16 protein-coding genes are annotated in these 17,396 nt (G+C 70.1%); 7 read left to right on the top strand and 9 right to left on the bottom strand.

The window, feature by feature from the left end; genetic code table 11:
- Positions 1-206 precede the first annotated feature (206 nt).
- Together IE107_RS15685 and IE107_RS15680 are read right to left on the bottom strand one after the other, a co-directional pair.
- Entirely contained in the window at positions 207-773 is a 567-nt protein-coding gene (locus IE107_RS15685) for a GNAT family N-acetyltransferase (protein WP_189544373.1), read from the bottom strand.
- Positions 774-1,117: 344 nt separating this feature from the next.
- Positions 1,118-1,954, bottom strand: a complete 837-nt coding sequence (locus IE107_RS15680) for an RraA family protein (RefSeq protein ID WP_229866964.1) — start codon at positions 1,952-1,954, stop codon at positions 1,118-1,120.
- Positions 1,955-2,063: 109 nt separating this feature from the next.
- Here IE107_RS15680 and IE107_RS15675 point away from each other — a divergent pair, with 109 nt between their 5' ends.
- From IE107_RS15675 to IE107_RS15655, 5 genes are all read left to right on the top strand, one after another.
- Positions 2,064-2,219, top strand: coding sequence for an alpha-L-fucosidase (locus IE107_RS15675; protein ID WP_308434229.1), 156 nt, complete (start codon positions 2,064-2,066; stop codon positions 2,217-2,219).
- Positions 2,220-2,601: 382 nt separating this feature from the next.
- Positions 2,602-3,837: an ABC transporter substrate-binding protein gene (locus IE107_RS15670; protein WP_229866963.1), complete on the top strand. Its 1,236-nt coding sequence runs from the start codon at positions 2,602-2,604 to the stop codon at positions 3,835-3,837.
- On the top strand, positions 3,816-4,745 hold the full coding sequence (locus IE107_RS15665; RefSeq protein ID WP_229866962.1) for a carbohydrate ABC transporter permease: 930 nt from the start codon (positions 3,816-3,818) through the stop codon (positions 4,743-4,745). The genes IE107_RS15670 and IE107_RS15665 overlap by 22 nt, the downstream gene beginning before the upstream one ends.
- Positions 4,746-4,752: 7 nt before the next feature.
- Positions 4,753-5,670, top strand: a complete 918-nt coding sequence (locus IE107_RS15660) for a carbohydrate ABC transporter permease (RefSeq protein WP_229866961.1) — start codon at positions 4,753-4,755, stop codon at positions 5,668-5,670.
- A gap of 112 nt (positions 5,671-5,782) precedes the next feature.
- Positions 5,783-7,759 (top strand): right-handed parallel beta-helix repeat-containing protein, encoded by a 1,977-nt coding sequence (locus IE107_RS15655; protein ID WP_229866960.1) that lies wholly within the window; start codon positions 5,783-5,785, stop codon positions 7,757-7,759.
- A gap of 62 nt (positions 7,760-7,821) precedes the next feature.
- Here IE107_RS15655 and IE107_RS15650 read toward each other — a convergent pair whose 3' ends face one another.
- Both IE107_RS15650 and IE107_RS15645 read right to left on the bottom strand, forming a co-directional pair.
- Positions 7,822-8,601, bottom strand: a complete 780-nt coding sequence (locus IE107_RS15650; RefSeq protein WP_189544371.1) for a GntR family transcriptional regulator — start codon at positions 8,599-8,601, stop codon at positions 7,822-7,824.
- Positions 8,602-8,987: 386 nt separating this feature from the next.
- Positions 8,988-9,812: an amidohydrolase family protein gene (locus tag IE107_RS15645; protein ID WP_189544370.1), complete on the bottom strand. Its 825-nt coding sequence runs from the start codon at positions 9,810-9,812 to the stop codon at positions 8,988-8,990.
- A 110-nt stretch (positions 9,813-9,922) separates the two neighbouring features.
- Here IE107_RS15645 and IE107_RS15640 point away from each other — a divergent pair, with 110 nt between their 5' ends.
- A complete protein-coding gene (locus IE107_RS15640) occupies positions 9,923-11,869 on the top strand; it encodes a DUF8034 domain-containing protein (RefSeq protein WP_229866958.1) in 1,947 nt (648 codons plus the stop codon).
- On the top strand, positions 11,866-12,822 hold the full coding sequence (locus IE107_RS15635) for an aldo/keto reductase (RefSeq protein WP_189544369.1): 957 nt from the start codon (positions 11,866-11,868) through the stop codon (positions 12,820-12,822). The genes IE107_RS15640 and IE107_RS15635 overlap by 4 nt, the downstream gene beginning before the upstream one ends.
- Before the next feature lie 82 nt (positions 12,823-12,904).
- Here IE107_RS15635 and IE107_RS15630 read toward each other — a convergent pair whose 3' ends face one another.
- From IE107_RS15630 to IE107_RS15610, 5 genes are read right to left on the bottom strand one after another with little or no spacing between them, the layout of a single operon-like run.
- Positions 12,905-14,128, bottom strand: a complete 1,224-nt coding sequence (locus IE107_RS15630) for an NADase-type glycan-binding domain-containing protein (RefSeq protein ID WP_189544368.1) — start codon at positions 14,126-14,128, stop codon at positions 12,905-12,907.
- Between the two features lie 4 nt (positions 14,129-14,132).
- A complete protein-coding gene (locus IE107_RS15625) occupies positions 14,133-14,696 on the bottom strand; it encodes a phage tail protein I (protein WP_189544367.1) in 564 nt (187 codons plus the stop codon).
- On the bottom strand, positions 14,693-16,654 hold the full coding sequence (locus IE107_RS15620) for a putative baseplate assembly protein (protein ID WP_189544366.1): 1,962 nt from the start codon (positions 16,652-16,654) through the stop codon (positions 14,693-14,695). Before IE107_RS15620 ends, IE107_RS15625 begins: the two co-directional genes overlap by 4 nt.
- Positions 16,654-17,079 carry a GPW/gp25 family protein gene (locus tag IE107_RS15615; protein WP_189544365.1) on the bottom strand — a complete coding sequence of 142 codons (426 nt, stop codon included), beginning with the start codon at positions 17,077-17,079 and terminating at the stop codon, positions 16,654-16,656. Before IE107_RS15615 ends, IE107_RS15620 begins: the two co-directional genes overlap by 1 nt.
- Positions 17,076-17,393: a PAAR domain-containing protein gene (locus IE107_RS15610; protein WP_189544364.1), complete on the bottom strand. Its 318-nt coding sequence runs from the start codon at positions 17,391-17,393 to the stop codon at positions 17,076-17,078. The genes IE107_RS15615 and IE107_RS15610 overlap by 4 nt, the downstream gene beginning before the upstream one ends.
- Positions 17,394-17,396: the final 3 nt, after the last annotated feature.

Below are 17,396 nucleotides of genomic sequence, written 5' to 3'. Positions count from 1 at the left end.
ACGACGGCTGCCGCGCCGGGTGCCGCGGTCTCCGCGCCGACCGTGACAGGGTGTCCGAACGGGCGCGAGCACCGCCCGCGGCCGGTCGGCCAGGAGGGAGACCGGTCGCGGGTTGCGCTTCGCGAGCGGGCCACGACGACGGAACGGGAGAGGTGTGGCCCGCCGCTCATGGAACGGAATGTGCGCGATGTTGCCCAGCACGGCACTCACCGCACCGACGGTCGCCGGTGGGTGGCCCAGTGTTCATCGGCGGTGATACCGAGCAGCACGACGTCGTGGTGGCCGCCGGCGAAGAATTCGTGCTGGCGCAGCCGCCCCTCCTCGACGAAGCCGAGCCTGTAATAGAGGGCGAGCGAGGCCTCGTTGAAGGCGTAGACCTCCACCTCGCACTTGTTGTAGCGCTGTTCGGCGAACATGTAGGTGAGGACGAGTTCGGTCGCCTCGGCCGCGTAGCCCATGCGGCGGTGCTCGCGGGCGATCACGACACCCGTCCTGAACCGACCCGCACGGCTGTCGGTCTCACCGACTGTGACGGCCCCTGCGAACGCGTGGTCGGCCAGCGCCTCCACCACCAGGCGGAATGCTTCGCCTCCCGGCGGACGCCCGGCCCGCTCCGCAGTCCAGGAACGGAAGCTCTCGGCGGAGCGCGGCGGGTCGACCAGGTCGGCGTTGCGGACATCGAGGGTGTTCCGGGCCAGGTCCCGAAAGCCCTCCCAGTCCTCGGGCTCGACACCTCGCAGGCGTACCTTCTCGCCGGTCCACATGTCGCTCATGGCACCTACCACTTCAGTCTCGATTGCAGGCGCTGCCGGCCGTGCAGTTCACATCCATCACACACTAGCGGTGGGATGCGGCCAGGTCGGCCGTGCGGAGAACGGCGGCTGTTGCGGAGTGCCTCACGGCCGAAGCCTCGCACATCCCGCACGGCCCGGCGCGCAGGACTCGGATCCGGCGACGACCGTGCGGGACCGGCCCCTTCACGGGACGCAGGGGGCGCGAACAGGCCGGATGCGCCGGCCTGTTCTGCCACGCCCCCCGGACCTGCCGCGCCGGCCCGCGGGGGAGAGCACCGCCCGCCTCCGGAATCGCGTGTGGTGGCGAGTGGCCCCGCCGCGGCTCAGGTGGCAGCCGGGCGGCCGGCCAGGTACTCGGTCAGGCCCTCGCCGGTGAGCGGGTAGTAGTCGGAGAGCCGTCCGCCCTCGTCGAGGCGGCGGCGGGCGAACTCCTCGCGGTCCTGGTGCAGCAGGGAGTCCTCGGCCAGCGGGATCGCGTTCCGCTGCGGTACGACGACGGCGCCGTCCTCGTCGGCGAGGATCAGGTCACCGGGCGTCACCAGAGCGCCGCCGACGCCGACGGGCACATTGAACGCGGACGGGAACAGCTCGGTCTGCGAGGCGTAGTGCGGGGTGACGCCGGTGCACCAGATGGGCACGCCGAGCGCACGGACCCGGGCCGCGTCCCGTATCCGTCCGTCCACCACGATCCCGGCACCGCCGCGCAGCTTGAAGTAGCGCACAAGCATGTCGCCGAGGCAGCCGGTGAAGTGGCTGCCACGGGCCGACACGACGAGCACGTCACCGGGCCGGATGGATTCGAGGACACCCCACAGCGGGGTCTTGCGCTCGATGTCCTCCTGCTCCGCGCCGTTGAAGACGTCCTCGCGCTGCGGCAGGAACTCCAGTGTCACCGCGCCGCCGGTGATCTTGACGTCCGGCTCGCGGTGCAGCGGCACGGGTCCGTCGATGAACGTCCGGGTGATGCCCATCTGATGCAGCTTCGCACACGCTGTCGCGGCGCTCACGTCCTTGAGCGCTTCCACCATCTGCGAGGTGGGTCGTACGTAGGCCGAGGTGTGGACCGGCGCTCGCATCGACTCATAGGTACGTGTCTCCTCCGCCCCCTTGATGCGGGTCGCCCCCGCCGTCGGCGCTTCCTGATCCCCAATCGGGTGCATGCACTTGCCTCTCCGCGTGCTCGTCGCACGCAACGCCAGTGACATCATCGCCTATCGATGGTAGATAACAGCCAATCGATTAGTGATGTCAATGTGCCAGGAGCCGTCAGTGACCGATGCTTCCACTGAATTCCCTGTCCACACCGGTTGGTTCGAGGCTGCACGCTTCGGGCTCTTCGTCCACTTCGGCCTGTACAGCCTGGCCGCCCGGCACGAGTGGGTGCGCAGCCGGGAGGCCATGTCGCAGCAGGAGTACGACCGTTGACGACCCGCAGCCGACGAGGAGTTGGGAAGGCCACCTCACGTACCTCAAGCTCACGGTCTGCTGCCCCGTAGCCCAAGGCCGCATGACAGTGCGGTGGTTGCTCACAGACGGGCAGCGGAGCCCGGAGAAAGGGAACTCAGAGGTTTGACGCAGCACCCTTGAAGAAGCGGAGTGCCGCCCCTAGCATCAGCAATCGATAGACGATAGTCACGGAGGCGAGGGCTGCGCCCCACCTCCACCGCATCGCACCACCCCGCCGGGCGGCCCGCACCGAGGACCGCCCGCAACTTCCTCCCACCACTGCCCCACCGGGAACTCTGCGGCCGAATACCAGCTATCGATTATTCACGACTACGCAACGGAGCGTGTCCCGATGAAATCAATGTGGCGTCGTACCTGCGGACTCGCCGTGGCTCCCCTGGTGATGGCATCGGCCGTCGCCTGTGGCAACGGGTCCGACCAGGCCTCGGAGGGCACGACCCTCCGCGTCATCGTGAACATCACGCCGAATCTGACGGAGAAGTACTGGAACGACCTCTTCGACACCTACGAGAAGTCCCACCCCGGTGTCACGGTCAAGCTCGAACTGACCGGCACCATCTCGGCGGACGCGAAGCTGCGGCAGGACCTGGCCGCGGGCGATCCGCCGGACGTCGCCCAGCAGATCACGCCGACCGCCGACACCGCTTCGCTCTTCGCCGACCTGTCCGACCAGCCCTGGACCGCCAAGACTCCGCTGGCCGACCAGTACGCCGTGGACGGCAAGCGCTACGTGGTCGGTGTGGGTGAGCAGATCCAGTCGCTCGTCTTCTACAACAAGGCCGCATTCGAGAAGGCCGGGATCGACGCCGCGGGCATCCGGACCATGGATCAGTTCACGGCCGCCATGGGCCGCTTGAAGGGCGCCGGCTACAAGCCGCTCCAGGCCGCCGGCCAGTGGGTCACCGGCTCCCAGTTCTCGATGATGGCCGACGCGGGTGTGCTGACCGCTGACCCCGAGTGGACGGCCAAGCGCAAGGACGGCAAGGTCTCCTTCGCCAGGAGCGACTACCTGCCCTACCTGGAGCACTACAAGAGCTGGATCGACAAGGGCTACCTGGACAAGAGCGCGCTCGGCCTGACGTACGCGGACGGTCAGACGGCCTTCCTGAACGGCAAGTCCGCGATGTACATCATGGGTTCGTTCTTCGTACCAGCCGCCGACGCCGCGAAGAAGAGCGACGAGATCGGCGTGTTCACCATGCCGACCGACGGGGTCTATCCGTCCGGCCAGTTCGGCAACATCTCCAACCCGTACGTCGTGGTGAACAAGTCGCGTCACAAGGCCGAGGCGATCGAGTTCGTGAAGTGGGCGACCACCGACCCGAAGGCCATCAAGAGCCAGCTCGCCTCCGACGCCAATCTGCGCGAAGGCTTCACCTACCCGATGTCCAGCCTCGGTTCGTCCGTGCAGCAGATCCTGGACAAGGCACCGTCGGTGATCGTGAAGTCCGGGATGAGCCAGCCGGTCGCCGGGTTCAGTGACGAGCTCAACAAGCAGATCCAGTCCCTGTACACGGGCTCGTCGCCCGCGGGAGCGGCCGACGGATTGGACAAGTGGTGGAACTCGCAGAGCTGAGCGCAGGGCCGAAGCAGCGGGGGCGGCGCGGGGCGAGGCTGCGGGACTCGGCCATCACCCTCGGGATGATGGGCCCGGCCGTCCTGCTCTACACGGTGATGACCGTCGTTCCGGTGGGTGTCGCGGTGTATCTCAGCCTGACCGACTGGGACGGCTTCTCCACCGCCGCGTTCACCGGGCTCGACAACTACAAGCACCTGTTCGACGACCCGAGCTCGACGGACGCCTGGTATGTGACGGGGCTGATCGCCGTGGCCGGCACGGTCTGCATGGTGGGACTGGGTCTCGTGTACGCGCTGGCCCTCAAGGGCCGTTCGCGCACGAACTCGTTCTTCCGGGCCGTCGCCTACTTCCCGCACGTCATCAGCGCGTTGATCCTCGGCTATCTGTGGGCGGCGATCCTCGGCACCAACGGCGCCGTCAACAACACACTCGCCAAGTTCGGGATCGAACCGCTCGGATTCCTCTTCGACGAGAAGTTCGCGCTGATCTCGCTGATCGCAGTGATCGTGTGGGCCGGATTCGGCTTCAATGTGGTCCTGTTCGTGGCCGCCCTGCAGACGGTGCCCGCCGAGCTGCTGGAGGCCGCGGCGATCGACGGGGCCTCCAAGCGTCAGATCAATCTGCGGATCGTGATCCCGATGATCGCTCCCGTGGTGACCGTGGCGACAGTGCTGAACCTGGTGGGGCTCATCCGGGCATACGACATCGTGGTCAGTCTCACCGGCGGCGGGCCGGCCGGGTCGACCCAGACGTTCACGTACCTCATTCTCGCCCGGTCCTTCGAGGGCACCAACGTCGGGTACGCGACCGCGCAGGCAGTGTTCCTGATGGTGGTGTCCGCCGTGCTCGCCCTCCTCGTGACGGCGCTGCGCAACCGTCAAGACCAAGCTGCGGCAGGTCAGTGAGGAGCCGATGGTGGTCGTACTAGAGGCAGAGGTCCGCGAGAGGCCGAAGTCTGCGCCGACCGAGGGTGATACCGCGTCGCGGCGTACGGAGCGCAAGGAGCCCCGCTCGCCCGTGCGGTGGGCGCTGCTCGGGGTGCTCTTCGTCGTCATGGTCGTGCCGGTCTACCTGCTCGTGGTGAACGCCTTCAAATCGCAGCAGGACATCCTCGACAACCCGTTCTCGATCCCCCTGAGCGGGCTGACCTTCGAGCACATGTCGGCTGCGGTCAGCAGCCCGCAGTTCAACGTCATCGGCGGCTACGGCTTCACGCTGATCCTGGTCGTGGTCGTGGACGTGCTGTGCATCCTGCTCGCGGGCCCGGCCGCGTACGCGATCGCACGCAGCCTCAAGCGGCGTACGCAGCTGGTGCTGCTGTACTTCCTGGCCGGCACGTTCATCCCGGGCGCCGCCGTGATCATCCCGGTGATCTATGTGCTGCGCGAGGTGGGCCTGGCCAATACCGTGACCGGTCTGGTCGCCCACGACGTGGCGTCCACGCTGCCGGTGAGCATCTTCCTGTTCGTCGGCTTCATCCGCACCATCCCGGTGGACATCGATCACGCGGCGACGATCGACGGCGCGGGCCGGTACCGGACGTTCTGGTCCATCATCTTCCCGCTGATGCGTCCCGCGGTCGTCACGGTGCTGATTCTCAACTCGATCGGGATCTGGAACGACTTCGTCTCGCCGCAGATCCTGCTCAGCCCGTCCTCCGGGCACTACACGGTCACGACGGCGATCTACGCCGGCATCAGTCAGTACTCGACCGACCTGACGAAGGTGTTCCCCAACCTTCTGCTCGCCGTCGCGCCCGTCGTCATCTTCTTCATCTACATGCAGCGCCACATCATCAGCGGTCTCACCGTGGGCGCGGTGAAGGGATGAGCCGTCGAGGGACCGGTCGCTCGACCACGCGTTGTGGTGGGACGGCCGGGCCCGATGTTTCCCGTCCGAGAGAGCCGAGAGAAGAGAGGATCACGGAGTGCTGAGGAGAAGGATGCCACGGTCCCGCAAAGGGCCATGGTCCGCAGCCGCCCTGCTCGCCGCCCTGGCCGTGGTGGTGGCGGGTCAGCCCGCCGCCGCCCATCCGGTCAAGTACCGCACCGGAACGACGTATTACGTCGCACCGTCCGGCCAGGACACCGCCGGTGGCAAGAGCCCCAGGGCGCCGTTCCGGCACATCCAGAAGTGCGCCGATGTGATGGTGCCGGGCGACACGTGCCTGGTCCTGTCCGGCACGTACGAGGAGACCGTCGTGCCGGCCCGTTCCGGCACCCCCGAACTGCCGATCACGTACCGCGCCGCCCCGGACGCGAAGGTCACGGTGAGCGGTGCCTCCCGGATCGGCGGCTTCGAGCCGGTCACCGCCGCCGAGGTCACCGAGATCGCCAAGTCCGACCCGTTCGCCCCGAACTCGCAGTTCAGCGACGCGGTGGCGGACGGGCACATCTACCGCACCGATGTCGATCTCGGCCCGGACGTGACCACCGTTCAGGTGTTCACCGACAAGAAGATGGGCATCGAGGCCCAGTGGCCGTATCCCGGTCTCGATCTGCTCGACCCCACGCTCCAGTACGCCGGTGAGGGCAGCGCGGACGCCACCATCGCCGACGCGGACCTGACCCGCCCGGCAGGGTACTGGGGCGGTGCCCGCGCCCTCACCGGCTACTGGTACGTCTCGGCCACCACCACGGTGAAGAGCTCCGCGGCCGGATCGGTCACGCTGGAAGCGGCACCGCCGTGCGTGCACAAGGTCGTGCCCAAGGAGACCCGGTACGCCCTCTCCGGGAAGATCGGTGAACTCGCCCGTCCCGGCGAGTGGTTCTACGACCCGACCACGAAGCGGCTGTATGTGTACGGCACCGACGACCCGGACACCCACACCGTCGAGGCCAAGCGGCGCACCCTCGGTTTCGACCTGACGAACACCAGTCACACGACGGTCGAGGGCATCGGCCTGTTCGCCACCACGATCAGGACGGGCCCCTCCAGCACCGGCGTCACGCTGGACGGCATCAACGGCCGTTACCTGTCGCACTACACGGACATCACCCGGGGTGCGACGGACTGCGGCAGCACGGTGACACGCGGCGTCGGCGACACCGGCATCATCCTCGACGGCACCCGGAACAAGATCGTGAACAGCGATCTGTCGCTGAGCGCCGGGAACGGCGTCGCGCTCCGCGGACAGAACAACACCGCCACGGACAACGCGATCCACGACGTCGACTACATGGGCACCTACGCGGCGGGCATCGCCGTGCAGGGCAACAGTCAGACGGTCACGCACAACACGATCTCCCGCGTCGGCCGCAGCGGGATCAACCTCCAGTGGAACGAGGTGAGCGGCCTCGCCCCGGGCAAGGACCTGATCGCGTACAACGACATCTCCGGGTACGCCCGGCTGAGCCTGGACGTCGCCGCGATCTACACCTGTTGCAGCGCCTGGATGATGGGCACGTCCATCGACCACAACGTGCTGCACGACCCGGCACCGGCCACCACCTCCACCACGTTCGGGATCTCGGGCATCTACGCGGACAACGGCCAGAGCGACCTGGTGATCGCGAACAATGTGGGCTGGGGCAACCGGGAGGGCACGGTGATGCTCAACGGTCTGGGCACCGGGTCGCACGACAACAGCGTCTACAACAACACCGGTGGAATGACGCTGTTCTATGTGAAGGAGCCGGGGCAGTCGACCGGCACCAGGATCTACAACAACATCGGCACGATCCGGGGCCTGGACGGCGCCACCAACGGTGGGCTCGTCCTCTCCAACAACCTTCCTGCGGGAGTCGATCCACTGTTCGTCGACGCCGCGAACCACGACTACCGGCTGACCGCGGAATCCCCCGCGCGCAATCAGGCGATTCCGCTGCCGGGGATCAATGACGGTTCCACGGATGCGACTCCGAGCCTGGGCGCCTTCCAGTACGGGGCGCCCGAGTGGACCGCGGGCGCTCGCCGGTAACCGGCACGCGCCACGGCCGTGGGCCCGATCCGGAATTCCGGATCGGGCCCACGGCCGATCGATCAATTCGACTTCGCCGCCGCTTTCGCGGCCGCCGTCCTGCCGGCCGCCGTCTTCTTCGCCGCGGCCTTCTTGCGCGGCTTCTTCGTCCCCCGTGCATCGGGCACGGGCCCGCGGCCGGCGGCGTGGTCAGCGAACGCCTCGGCCGCCTTGTCGGGCTCCCCCGACCGAAGCAGGCCGACGAGACGGCCGTGTTCGTCGGCCATCGCGCACCAGTCGCCGTCGAAGAGCGGGTCCGAAATGGCCCGCAGGGTGCGCAGGCTCGGCTCGATGACCTCCCACATCCGGGCCAGGAACGGGTTGCCCGCGTACTGGCTGACCAGGGTGTGGAACTCTATGTCGGCGTCACGGAAGCCGCTGACGTCGTTCTCGGCCACCGCCTCGTGCATCCGCTCGACCAGTGCGTCGAGCTCGGTGAGCTGTTCCTCGGTGATGTGCTCGGTGGCGAGCCGGGCGGCGAGGCTCTCCAGCGGTTCGCGGACCTGACGGGCGTACTCCGCGTCCTGCGAGGAGATCTCGACGACGAAGTGGCCGCGGCGCGGGACGTGCGTGAACAGGCCCTCGCGGGCGAGCCGCTTGACCGCCTCGCGCACCGGGGCCTGGCTCACGCCGAGCCGCCGGGCGATCTCCGATTCGACGACGCGGTCGTTCGGCGCGAGATCTCCCTCGACGACGGCCTGGCGGAGCAGCTCGTACACCTGGTCCGAGATCAGGGTCTTGCGGAACCGGTCCTTGTTGGTGGCCAGCGTGGAGACGAATCCACCCGACGCATTGGATGCCATGAATACCCAATCCTGCACTGGGGCACGTCAGTTGCGACATAATACGCGCCCGTCTTCTCTCGATGGAGTCACATCGAGGTTTCCGACTGCCGGCCTTCTGGCCATTCCGATTCGACAACCTCATGGGCGGACCCGCCGCATTCGTGATCGCTGAGCGGACAGGTCCGGATTCGCGTGCCGCCGACCCGATCCGCATTCCGTTCTCCAGCTCGTCCAGGGGCGGTCCCAAAGGTGCCATGGCCTCTCCACGGAGGTGGGGAACGACTCTCGACGAGTGGGGCCGGTCATTGTTCATCGCCTATCGATCATCGAGGGAATCGAAGCAGGGGCATTCGAGCACTGTCAACCACGCATACGTCCACTGCATGCACTTCGGCCACGCGAACTCAGCCACCGAGTCCGTACACGCGGACCGCGTTCGTATGCAGTACGCGATCGAGCTGATCGGCCGCCAGATGGGAGAGCCCGAGCCGGGACATGGCCAGCGAGTCGGCCCGTGAGCCGCGGGGCAGGCAGATCGGCCAGTCCGAGCCGACGAGGCACCGGTCGGACCCGAGTGTGTCCACGAGGTGTCGCACCATGTGTGCGATGCGCTGCGGCGGCATTCCGTGCTGCTGGGTGAGCAGCCCGGAGATCTTCACCACCACGTTCGGGCTCGCGGCGGCACGCTCCACGTCGCGGAACCACTCCCCCGCCTCCGGTGTGCACAGGTTCGGGGGGTTGCCCAGGTGGTCGACGACGACGGTGAGCCCGGGGTGGCGGGCGCCGATGCCGACGGCCGCCGTCAACGCTTCCTGATGCAGATTGAGTTCCAGCACGACGCCTGCTTCGGCCAGCACGGGGACGAGCGCGCGGGCCGGCTCGGGGGTGCCCGTCCAGGAGGAGCCGCCGAGCCGCATCCCGTTGGGGCGGGAGTCGCCCAGCTCGTGCAGGAGTGCGCGGAAGGCGGCGGGCCCGTCCGCGCCGTGGACGTGCAGGTTGGCCACGTAGCCGGTGACCAGGTCCGGTCGGCGCCGCTGCAGTTCGCACAGGGCATGCGTCTCTCCCGCGTCGCCGCGCGACGCCTCGACCAGGATCGCTCCGGCCAGGCCCAGGCCCGCACCCGAGTGCTCCAAGTCGTGCTCGTCGAAGGCGCGATGGAGCTCGCCGCCCCCTCGGAGCCACGGGAATCCCCCGGCCGGATCCCACAGGTGGACATGACAGTCGATCACGGCGCGCCTCCTCCTCGGGCCTGTCGGGGCCGCTCCGAAGTATTGACACTTCGGCTCCCCTCCCATGAGTCTAACTATCGGCTATCGATGGGCGATTGTTCAATCCGTACATGACGAGGGTGCAGGTGTTCTCGATGCTCAGGCCTGAACGAACCGGCGAAGCGCACACCAGGGGCGAGGCGCACGGACCTCTGCTCACCGCGACCCGGCGCGTCAGCGAGGTCCCCGAGTGGGCCTATTTGGAAAGGGAGTTGTTCGCTGTCCAGGACAAGGCGTGGCGTCTCTTCGCCGACCGCTACACCGAGGGCGACGGCCGCCTCGTCTTCCGTGACACGCTCGGGCAGGGCATGGACGGGCGGGACGGTGTGGACGACTTCTACGAGCCGTTCTTCAACTGGCCGACGCTCTATCTGCTCGGCGGCAGCGCGGATCTGCTGACGGCCGCGCGGCGCCACTGGCGCGGAGTCACCGCTCAGCTCACCGAGATGGGCATGCTCTGCGACGGTCTGGAGCGCGGCTACGACTGGTTCCACCAGGGCGAGGGCCTGCTCCTCTTCTACGGTCTGTGCCTGGCGGACCCGCAGGACGCCGAGCTGCGCCGGCTCGCCCGCCGTTTCGCCGATTTCTACCTTCCCGGCGGCCCCAACTACGACCCCGAGCACCGCCTCGTACGCGCCCCGCACAACGGCTCGGCGGGCCCGCGCTTCGGCTTCAGCGACGAGGAGGCGTACTTCCCGTGGAGCCTGGCCCTGCGCCCGTACGGTCTCCCGCTGGACGGGTTCGACGACGTCACGTCCTTCGACGACCTGGCCGCGTCGCCCGAGCGCGCCCGCGCGTACGGCCGCGCGATGTGGGACCGGATGGGCCGTGGTGACACGATCGTGAACCTGGCCGCCACCGGGCTCGCCACCAACGCCTTTTTGCTCAGCGGCGAACAGCGCTACGCGGACTGGGTCGCCGAGTACGTCGGCGCGTGGCAGGAGCGGCTCGCGGGGCGCGACGTCGTGCCCGACAACGTCGGCCTGAGCGGGGTGGTGGGCGAGTATCTGGACGGCCGCTGGTACGGCGGCCACTACGGATGGTCGTGGCCGCACGGCCTGTCCCCCGTCGGGAGCGCCACCGTCATCGGCGCCACCAACGCGACACTCCTCACCGGGGACCGAGGTTTCCTGGACCTCGCCCGCAATCCCCTCGACGTGGTGCTGCGCCACGCCGCGCAGCGCGGCCCCGACCGGATGGGCACCCTCGGCGAGCGCTGGGAGCCGCACCTGCGCGCGATGACGGCCGAACGCACTCTCATGGTGCCCCAGCGTCACAACGACTCCGGCTGGTTCGACTTCACCGTCATGCCGGGCCAGCTCCCGCTCACGCTGTGGCACTTCAGCCGCGAGCAGGCCGACCGGGACCGGATCGAGCACCTGCGCGCCGAGTCCCACTGGGACTGGACCGCGGTGCACACCCAGCGGATCAAGGACGAGGCCGGGCACGAGGAGCCCTGGTACGAGTTCCTGCACGGACGGAACCCGCATTTCCCCGAGCGGATGCTGCGCAGCGCCCTCGCGAGCTGCGCCGAGCGGGTCGAGGCCATCGAGAACGACACGGTCGACCCGGCCGTCGGCCCCGACGCCCTCGACATCCACCACTGGCAGCACCTCAACCCCGTGGTGACGGAAGCCCTGTTGCAATTGACCACCGGCTCGCCGCAGGTCCTCTACAACGGCGGCCTCGCCCAGCTGCACGTGCGCTACCACGACGCGGAGGCCCGCCGTCCCGGCCTGCCGCAGGACGTCGCCGCGCTGGTTTCCGACATCCGCCCGGACCACACGGTGGTGGAGCTGGTCAACCTCGGCAGTGCGGCACGCTCCCTGCTGGTGCAGGCGGGGTCGTTCGCCGAGCACCGCGTCGCCACCGTCCGCGTGGACGACGGACCCGAGCGGCCGGTGGACGGACCGTACTGCCGCGTCGGGCTCGCCGGGAACTCACGGATCCGGCTGACCCTGACCATGACGCTGCGCGCGAGCCGCGCGGCCTGTGCCTCCCCGTGGGAGACGGCATGACCGACACCGCCGCAACGATCCGGCTGCCCTTCGCCCTGCCCCGACTCGGCATCGGCACCGCTCCTCTGGGCGGGCTCTTCGAAGAGGTCACCGAGCAGGACGCCGCCGAAACCCTCAAGGCCGCGGCCGAGGCCGGGATCACGTACTTCGACACCGCCCCCCGCTACGGGCACGGCCTCGCCGAACAGCGCCTGGGCCGTCTGCTGCCCCCGACCGGGGACAGCGGCCCGGTGATCTCCACCAAGACGGGCTGGCTGCTGCGCCCCCGGCCGGACGGCTCGCCCGGTGAAGTGATCGCCGACTGGACGGAGCGGGGCATCCGCGAGTCCCTGGAGTCGAGCCTGACCCGTCTGGGCCGCTCCAGCGTCGACATCCTGTACCTGCACGACCCGGACGACTACCCGGACGAGATTCGCCGCACGGCCTATCCGGCGGTGCGCAGACTCCGGGACGAAGGGCTGGTCCGGGCAATCGGTTTCGGTATGAACCACAGCGGCCCGCTCGCCTCGTACGTGGCGGAGTTCGATGTCGACGTGGTGCTCATCGCGGGCCGCTTCTCGCTCCTGGACCACGAGGCGCTCACCACCCTGTTGCCGCTGTGCGCCAGAACGGGCACCGCGGTGGTCGTCGGCGGCGTCTTCAACACCGGGCTGCTGGCCGATCCCTCCCCCGGCGCCATGTTCAACTACCGTCCGGTTCCCGCGGAGTCGCTGGAGCGGGCGCGGCAGTGCCGGGCACTGTGCGAGGCATACGACGTGCCGCTGTCCGCGGCAGCGATCCAGTTCCCGCTGCTGCACACCGCCGTCGGCTCGGTTGTACTGGGCTGCCGTTCGGCGGCCGAGGTGACGGCGAACGCGGCGGCTGCCCGCCACCCGGTCCCGGACGGGCTGTGGCAGGAGCTCGCGGCGGCCGGATTCGTGCCCGAGCAGTTGCTGGGCGGGCGCGCCGGATAGCCTCGGCCGCCCGTTTCGGGGCGGAGCAGGGCGATCGGGCCGGGGCGGCGCTGTCCCGGCCCGATCCGGGTGGTGTCCGGTCTCAGGTGCGCTTGAAGATCTCGACCTCCCCGACGGCGATCGGCCGCCCCTTGCCCTGGCCGGACGCGGCCCTCAGCACGAGCCGGACGGAGACGACGTCACTGATGCCGGTGCGCAGCGTCTGCCGACCCGGTTTGTCGGTGAGCGTCATCGTCTTCTCGTGGACCTTGCCGTCCGCCGAGGTGATGACCAGGTCGGCCCGGGTGGGCCTGGCTCCCTGCCGGAATTCCTCGGGCTCCGTCGACACACCGGGGTAGACCACGACGCCGACCAGCCGGAACGGCTTGTCGAAGGTGCACGTCAGCGAGGAGCCGAGGGAGGGTGCCCCCCAGTATTTGTTGGTCAGTCCGTCGACGGCGGCGGACGCCGGATGGCCGGGGGCCTGTGCGCTCGCGGTGACCCCGGTCGGGCTGATCTCCGCCGTTCCGCCGAGCTTGTCCCGTACGTCCTCGAAGACGTAGCGCCCGGCCGGCAGGAGCAGGAAGACCGCGCACAGCAGTCCGGCGACCGCCAGCACCAGTACCGTCCGCCGCAGCGCCCGGCCCGATCCGCTCCGCACGCGGCGGCGGAACGGCCACACCGTGCGCCACCACGGCAGCGGCGCGGCCTGCTCCTTGGTCTGCAAGGGCGCGGCGCAGCGGCGGCAGAAGCGGCGCCCCGGCAGGTTCGGTGTGCCGCATGCCGGGCACGGCGGCCCGTCCGGCTCCTCGTCCTTCGTCACGGGCCTCACGACGGGCCGCCGGCCGATCGGCTTGGCCGGCTGCACCGCGACCACGGGCTCGTCCGGTGCCGGTGACTGCGGCCGGACGGGAGCGGGCTGCGCCGGCGGTTCCGGTCGTACGGGGGCGGGCTGCGCCGCCGGCCGCGGGGGCGGCTCCGGTGCCGGCGCGGGCTCCACGGACGGCGCCGCCGGGGGTTCTGGTGCACGCGACCGCGCCGGTTCCGCCGCCGGCTCGGGGCGCGGGGAGGGCGGATTCCCGGCCGAGGAGGCCTCGGGCTCCGGGGCGGGTCCGGTCGCCGGGCCGGCCGCGGGCTCGGCCGGAGCTCCGGCGGCGGGCTCGGCGGCCGGTCCCGCCGGTTCGGCGGGAGCAGCTGGGGCGGCGGGTTCCGCAGCGGCGGGCGCGTTCTGCGGCGCCCTGGAGGACCAGCCCAGGTAGGAGCCGCAGTTCCCGCAGAACTCGTCGTCCTCGCGGTTGGCCGTACCGCACGCCGGGCACGAACGCATCGCGTCAGCCTCCTGTCTCGTCTGGCGGGCCCGGCAGGATCTCCACCCGGCATGTGAGGTGTACGGGGCACGAGGCCGCGACGAAGTCCAGGACGCGGTTGGCGTCCACCGGACCGCCGTGCAACGCCCAGACGCGCACCAGGAGTTCTCCGGTCGGCGGCTCAGGCAGCTCGGCGCCCGGCCGGGACGACCACGTGGCGCCACCGCCGTCCTGGACATCGGCGCCCACGCCGAAGCAGAGCCGGAGGTGCTCGACCAGGCCGCGACGGGTGCCGCGCCTGCGGTGCAGCTCGACGGCGCGCGCGACGACGGCCCGCCGCAGCCCTTCGGGCCACTCCGGATCGATGTCGGCGGCCACCCAGGACGACAGCCAGGGCAGGAAGTCGGCCGGCGCCAGCGACGGGTCGAAGTAGGCCGGGAGGTTGTCCAGGGTGGACAGGACGGGCGCCAGGACGGTGTCCAGGCCCGCGGTGAACCGCTGGGCCAGGTCGTCGTCCGCGTACAGGGCGGGCAGCAGCCCCCCGATCGGGTAGCGGCTGGCGAGCCCCGGGACCGCGGCTCTGGTCATGAGCCGTCACCGGCCGCGCTCGCGATGACGTCCACCTGGTGCTGGTGGGAGAAGACCAGGGCGCCCGGGGCGACATCGATCCGCTGCACCGCCGCCCCGCGCCGGCCGGTGATCGGGTCCGCGGGGAACATCCGAACCTCCTCCACCAGCAACACCCCCGGTACGCCCTGGAGCACGGCGAAGATCTCGCCGTACTGCACCGGCCTGCCGAACGGCCACCCGGTCCCCGCCGTGCCGCCCCGCAGCGGGTCGATGTGGCGGAACAGCGCCGCGACCGCGTCGGCCCGGACCCGGTCCACGTCGGCGCCGGCCGTCACCAGCCTGGCGACCACGGTGACCCCCTGGTACGCGGGCGGCTCCACCACCAGCCGTGTGCCGACCAGGCGCCGTTCGTCGAGTCGCTCCGTGACCGCCGCGAGCACGGAGTCCGACGGGATCAACTGCTCGAACCGGAGCTGACCGCCCTCGTCGGCGACCGCGTCGGGCACCACCAGGACCCGTACCGCGCCGGCCTCGCCCGCGACGGCGGGCAGGCACCGGACCCTGCGCAGCGAAGGCGCGGCCTCGCGTGCGACGGCCTCGTAGTCCCCGGCCGTGACCGCCCGCTCCTGCACCCGCAGGATGTTCGGCGCCCTTACCTTCGCGTTCTCGACGGTCTCGCCGTCGACCCCGCCCCGCGCCGCCTCGCGGTTGTCCACGCCCGCCACGTACGGCACCGAGCTGCGCAGCACGCAGATGGCGCCCCGGGCCACGTTCCCGGCCGCGCCGCCGCCCGTCCGGTAGCGCGGGATGCGCAACTGTGCGCCCTTTTCGGGCACGGCGCCGTAGGCGCGCATCGTTCCGTCCGGCTCTCGTACCTCCGGCGGGAACGCGAACTCGCCGGAGACGGCGTCGATCCGTACGTGCCGGTCGTGCGGCGAGGAGGCGCCGAAGTGCTCCACCGCGGTCCAGTCCTGCCAGCCCTCCGCGGAGGACACCTGGACGACCGGCGGTTCCCCGTCCATCAGCAGCGGAGTCCTGGTCACGGAGAACCGCTGCCCCGCGACGCCTTCGGAAGTCCCCAGCGGAACGTCGAGAACGGTCTCCGCGTGCTCGACATTCGCCGTGCCACCGACGGTGAACACCTCGGCCTCCCGGATCGTGGGCGACTCGGAGTAGAACGGCTGGCCCGGCTCCGGCGCGGCGACCCGGCAGCGCAGCCATCCCGCCCGGGTCCCCGCGGTCACCGACGCGGTGTGGCCGGCCGGGACGAACACGATCACCTCGCCGGGCCTGTTGAGCCCGCCGGTGCTGTCGGTGCCGGTCTGGCAGGTGACCCAGCGGGCGCCGTCCCACGCCTCCCACACCAGCGGGGGCTGCCGCGGGTCGACGCCGACGCCCTCCACCCGGCTGTCCAGACGTACGGCGACGATGCAGCGGGGCACGGCGGTGGGAAGCCCGAACAGCAGGGCATCACCGGGCTCCGGGCGGGGCTGGAAGCACGGGATGTCCTTTCCGGCGCCGAGCGGTGCGGTGCGGTCGGTCTGGTCGCCGGAGGCCGGTGCGGTGACCAGCCGGACCAGCGAACTCGGCACGATCGGAAGCTCTTCGGAGGTGGAGAAAACCACCGCCTCCTCGGCCTCGCCACGTGAGGTGGCGACCTCGGTGCCCGCCGGGAGCCGCACGGTCTCCGGCTGCGGCGCGGACAGCCAGAAGTCGACCTCCGCCCGCGCCACCGACGGCGGGAACAAGGTGACGCCCAGCAGGTCGAGGAAAGCCGAGTAGTTCTTGTCCGGCACCCGGTTCAGCCGGTAGAGCAGCTGGTCGACCATGTACGCGAACGTCTCGATGAGTGTGACCCCGGGGTCCGACACATTGTGGTCGGTCCACTCGGGTGAGCGTTGCTGGACGTAGCGCTTGGCCTCGTCGACGAGCTGCTGGAAGCGGCGGTCGTCCAGGTTGGGTGACGGCAGGGCCATCAGCGTACTCCCGGTTCTTCGGAGCCCTCGGAGGACGGAATGGTGTAGAAGGGGAAGACGAGGTTGCGCAGGTCGTTCGTGGCCCGCACGGTGTAGTGCACGTCGATGTACAAGGTGCCTTCCTCGATGGCGTCGAACGCGATCACCACATCGGTCACCTCGATGCGCGGCTCCCACCGCTCCAGCGAGGTGCGGACCTCGTGGGCGATGCGCCCGGCGGTGGCGCCGTCACCGGGTGCGAAGACGTAGTCGTGGATGCCGCAGCCGAACTCCGGGCGCATCGGCCGCTCTCCCGGCGCCGTGCCGAGCACCAGCCCGATCGCCTCCTCGATCTCCCGGTCCCGCTCGACCATGCCGATGCCACCCGTGGGGCCGACCCGCAGGGGGAATCCCCAGCCGCGTCCGATGAATCCGCCGCCGCTCACATCGGGCCCCCGATCAGTACGTTCAGCGCACCGCTGATGATGGGGGCGCCGCAGGTGGTGTTGTCCCGCATCCGGGCGGCGGGCAGTCCGCCGATCAGGACCTGACCGGTGACGGCGGCGGCCGGGTTGGGCATGATCACGTTCCCCGGCCCGAGCGCGGCGTGCGGGGGGACGACGCACACGTGCAGGCTCCCGGTGACGGCCGCGGGCCGGCCACCGATCAGCACGGTGGCGACGGCCACCGCACCCGGGGGCGGGGTGCCGATGAGGCCGCCGTGGGCGGTGCTGTCGCCCGTACGGGCTGCGGGGGGCATGGT

This window comes from Streptomyces gelaticus (assembly GCF_014649535.1).
GTDB classification, from domain to species: Bacteria; Actinomycetota; Actinomycetes; order Streptomycetales; family Streptomycetaceae; genus Streptomyces; species Streptomyces gelaticus.
Note: the sequence above shows the minus strand (reverse complement) of the source record. Positions and strands in the feature narration are given on the sequence as shown.